The sequence below is a fragment of the Flavobacterium sp. XGLA_31 genome (genome assembly GCF_051547105.1).
In the GTDB taxonomy this organism is placed as follows: Bacteria; Bacteroidota; Bacteroidia; order Flavobacteriales; family Flavobacteriaceae; genus Flavobacterium.
Genome location: NZ_JBPTTM010000017.1, coordinates 1 through 1,761, shown reverse-complemented (window position 1 = coordinate 1,761; position 1,761 = coordinate 1). Strand labels below are relative to the sequence as shown.

Below are 1,761 nucleotides of genomic sequence, written 5' to 3'. Positions count from 1 at the left end.
GCCTCTGGGGTTGGGTTGACTATAATTTGTAATGTAATTATTTTATAACAATCAGATGATTCCAAAGATTCTGCTCTGATATAAATAGTTTGTTGATTGACATGGATATTGTAATAAGCCGCAGGTGTTGGGATATGTGTTCCGTTAATTAGGGCATCGGTTAAAGTTTCATGAAAACTAATCGGATAGGAAACTCCGCCAGTAATTAAGGGAATTACTTGTGTCAAATCGAAAACACCAAAACCATCATTATTAGGGTCACAATAATATAATGGAGCCAGTGTATTCACTTGCGGTAACGAAAATACAGTAATTGTCAAAGAATTTATGGTAACACACTGTCCTGCGGTTGGTGTGAAAGTATAGGTTGTGGTTGTTGTATTGTCCAATGCCGGTGACCAAGTTCCGCTAAATCCATTATTGGATGTAGTCGGTAAAGGGTTTAAAGCCGCTCCTGAACAGATTGGTGCAACAGCTGTAAACGTTGGAGTTATATTCGGATTCACCGTAATGGTTAGGGTCGTGGTAGTAGCACACTGCCCTGCGTTTGGGGTGAAAGTATAGGTAATGGTGGCTGTATTGTCCAAAGCCGGCGACCAAGTTCCGCTAAATCCATTATTGGATGTAGTTGGTAAAGGTGCTAAAGCAGTTCCTGAACAAATCGGAGCAACGGCAGTAAAGGTTGGAGTTATATTCGGATTCACCGTAATGGTTAGGATCGCGGTAGTAGCACACTGTCCTGCGGTTGGGGTGAAGGTATAGGTTGTGGTGGTTGTATTATTCAAGGCTGGCGACCAACTTCCGATTAAACCATTATTGGAAGTAGTTGACAAAGGGGCTAAAGCAGCTCCCGAACAAATTGGTGTTACGGCAGTAAAGGTTGGAGTTATATTCGGATTCACTATAATGATTAGGGTCGTGGTAGTAGCACACTGTCCTGCGCTTGGTGTGAAAGTATAGGTTGTGGTGGTTGTATTATCCAGGGCTGGCGACCAAGTTCCGCTAAATCCATTGTTGGAAATGGTTGGCAAAGGAACTAAAGTTCCTCCTGAACAAATCGGAGCAACGGCAGTAAATGTTGGGGCTATATTCGGATTCACCGTAATGGTTAGGGTCTTGGTAGTAGCACACTGTCCTGTGCTTGGTGTGAAAGTATAGGTTGTGGTGGTTGTATTATCCAAGGCTGGCGACCAAGTTCCGTTAAATCCATTGATTGAAGTGGTTGGCAAAGGAGCTAAAGCAGTTCCTGAACAAATAGGAGTAACGGCAGTAAAGGTTGGAGTTATATTCGGATTTACCGTAATGGTTAGGATCGTGGTAGTAGTACACTGTCCTGCGTTTGGGGTGAAAGTATAAGTTGTGGTGGTGGTATTATCCAAAGCCGGTGACCAACTTCCGCTATATCCATTATTGGAAGTAGTTGGTAATGGGGCCAAAGCTGTTCCTGAACAAATCGGAGCAATGGCAGTAAAGGTTGGAGTTATATTCGGATTCACCGTAATGGTTAGGGTTGTAGTAGTGGCACACTGTCCTGCGCTTGGGGTGAAAGTATAGGTTGTGGTGGCTGTATTATCCAAAGCCGGTGACCAACTTCCGCTAAAACCATTATTGGAAGTAGTTGGTAATGGGGCCAAAGCTGTTCCCGAACAAATCGGAGCAACGGCAGTAAAGGATGGAGTTATGTTCGGATTCACCGTAATAGTTAGGGTCGTGGTAGTGGCACACTGTCCCGCGCTTGGGGTGAAAGTATAGGTTGTGGTT

Annotated in this window: 1 pseudogene; it reads right to left on the bottom strand. The window is 44.1% G+C overall.

The annotated features are described in order from the left end of the window. A pseudogene (locus ACSVH6_RS13555) lies at positions 1 to 1,761 on the bottom strand (hypothetical protein); the annotation flags it as partial.